The organism is Pseudomonas floridensis, from assembly GCF_002087235.1.
Classification (GTDB): domain Bacteria; phylum Pseudomonadota; class Gammaproteobacteria; order Pseudomonadales; family Pseudomonadaceae; genus Aquipseudomonas; species Aquipseudomonas floridensis.
Window position 1 is genome coordinate 1 of the sequence record NZ_MUIO01000192.1, and the last position, 2,330, is coordinate 2,330.

Annotated in this window: 3 protein-coding genes; 2 read left to right on the forward strand and 1 reads right to left on the reverse strand. The window is 58.2% G+C overall.

Features of this window, described 5'->3' with window-relative positions:
- Positions 1–267: EI24 domain-containing protein (locus BZK31_RS28090; protein ID WP_341865307.1), on the reverse strand; the 267-nt coding region annotated here is incomplete at its 3' end.
- A 286-nt stretch (positions 268–553) separates the two neighbouring features.
- Here BZK31_RS28090 and BZK31_RS28095 point away from each other — a divergent pair.
- Both BZK31_RS28095 and trxB read left to right on the forward strand, forming a co-directional pair.
- Positions 554–1,153: a peroxiredoxin gene (locus BZK31_RS28095; protein WP_083186433.1), complete on the forward strand. Its 600-nt coding sequence runs from the start codon at positions 554–556 to the stop codon at positions 1,151–1,153.
- A 139-nt stretch (positions 1,154–1,292) separates the two neighbouring features.
- Positions 1,293–2,255, forward strand: a complete 963-nt coding sequence (trxB, locus tag BZK31_RS28100; RefSeq protein ID WP_083186434.1) for a thioredoxin-disulfide reductase — start codon at positions 1,293–1,295, stop codon at positions 2,253–2,255.
- Positions 2,256–2,330: the final 75 nt, after the last annotated feature.

The window sequence follows — 2,330 nt, forward strand, 5'->3', positions numbered from 1 at the left end:
GGTGAACGTGAAGAACACCATCAGCAGCACCAGCGCAACGAACAGCGGCCAGAGGATGTAACTGAGAAAACTCAGCCAGTGCGGCAACGTGGGCATGAATGCGTCGACCCACAATTCGAACTGATGAATCGCCAGATAGATCACTCCGCAGAACAGCACGAGATTGATGCTCAGGGGCAGCAGGACAAACAGGCGCAGTCCAGGGCTGAGCACCAGCTTCAGGCCTTCACTGAGGTATTGCGGGCCGGTAAGGGCGGGAGCAGGCATGGCAGCCTCCGAAAGCTCGAAAGGCGTGACCTTACCGGCTTTGCGGAAGCGGTAAAAGAGGCGCTTGAAAAGAGGTTTTTTCGGCACTGGCCGACTTGCGGTCAGTCTGTGACAAGTGGAGAGATTAGGCTGACAGGCGCGTTATGAGCAGAATGTACATTTCCCAGCCGCTATAGAAGTGACCTATGAGGTGGATTGTGAAACGATATTTCCTTACTCTCTGCCACCCCGATAGGCTTGTCAGCAATTTCAGGACCTGTCCTTTCAATTTTTCATGGAGTTATAGATGAGCGTACTGGTAAACAAGGCAGCACCGGATTTCGACGCGGCAGCAGTATTGGGTGACGGTTCCATCGTTGACAGCTTCAAGCTGTCCTCCCTGCGCGGCAAATACGTGGTCTTGTTCTTCTGGCCGCTGGATTTCACGTTTGTCTGCCCTTCGGAAATCATCGCCCACAACAACCGCATCGCCAAGTTTCGCGATCTGGGTGTTGAAGTGGTTGGTGTTTCCATCGATTCGCAATTCACCCATTTCGCATGGCGCAGCACGCCGGTGGAGAAAGGCGGCATCGGCGAAGTCGAGTTCACCATGGTGGCCGACGTCAAGCACGAGATCACTCGCGCTTACGGCATCGAGCATGACGATGGCGTTGCACTGCGTGCTTCGTTCCTGATCGACAAGGCTGGCGTGGTCCAGCACCAGGTGGTCAACAACCTGCCTCTGGGCCGCGATGTGGACGACATGGTGCGTCTGGTCGAAGCCCTGCAGTTCACCGAAGAGCATGGCGAAGTCTGCCCGGCAGGCTGGCGTCCTGGCCAGAAAGGCATGAAGGCCGACGCACAGGGCGTTGCTGATTACCTGGCGTCCAACGCCAAGGCTCTGTAATCGACAGCGATGGCCTGACTCAGCATCAGGCTGTCGCGTCAGAACTTTCAGGATGGCCGAGCGGCATTCGATGCCTCGGTCATCGTTCTTATCCAGCCGTTCCGACCGCGGCAAAACGGCCGGTCGATAGGAGTGTGTCATGTCAGACGTACGTCATTCCCGAGTGATTATTCTCGGCTCCGGCCCTGCCGGTTACAGCGCCGCTGTCTATGCAGCGCGTGCCAACCTCAAGCCTCTGCTCATCACCGGCATGCAGGCTGGCGGTCAGTTGACCACGACCACCGAAGTCGATAACTGGCCTGGCGACCCCCATGGCCTGACCGGTCCGGTGCTGATGGAGCGCATGCGCGAGCACGCCGAGCGTTTCGAAACCGAGATCGTGTTCGACCACATCAACTCGGTCGATCTGGCTGGCAAGCCGTTCAGCCTGCAAGGCGACAGCGCAACGTACACCTGTGATGCACTGATCATCGCAACCGGTGCCAGCGCTCGTTACCTGGGTCTGCCGTCGGAAGAAGCATTCATGGGCAAAGGTGTTTCTGCCTGCGCGACCTGTGACGGCTTCTTCTACCGTAACCGTGAAGTCGCGGTCGTCGGTGGCGGTAATACCGCTGTCGAAGAGGCGCTGTACCTGGCCAACATCGCGAGCAAGGTGACACTGGTTCACCGCCGCGAGACGTTCCGCGCCGAGAAGATTCTGATCGACAAGCTGCATGCACGGGTTGCCGAAGGCAAGATCGAACTCAAGCTCAATGCCACGCTGGATGAAGTGCTGGGCGACAACATGGGCGTGACCGGCGCTCGCCTGAAGAACAACGACGGCAGCAGCGACGAGCTGAAAGTCGACGGTGTCTTCATCGCGATCGGCCATACGCCGAACACGTCGCTGTTCGAAGGCCAATTGGCGTTGAAGGACGGTTACATGGTTGTGCAGGGCGGCCGTGAAGGCAACGCGACAGCCACCAGCGTCGAGGGTGTATTCGCCGCCGGTGACGTGGCTGATCACGTCTACCGTCAGGCCATCACCTCGGCCGGTGCCGGCTGCATGGCGGCACTGGACGTTGAGCGTTACCTGGACGGCCTGGCGAACGCCTCGTTCTGATCGCGTTTTCCAGCTGTAAAAAAACCGGCCTTGTGCCGGTTTTTTTATGCACTGGATCGTGGGAGCAGACTTGTC

Excerpts from the sequence above, each read along its gene's own strand:
- BZK31_RS28095 (WP_083186433.1), top strand. The coding sequence starts at position 554 with ATGAGCGTACTGGTAAACAAGGCAGCACCGGATTTCGACGCGGCAGCA.
- trxB (WP_083186434.1), top strand. The coding sequence starts at position 1,293 with ATGTCAGACGTACGTCATTCCCGAGTGATTATTCTCGGCTCCGGCCCT.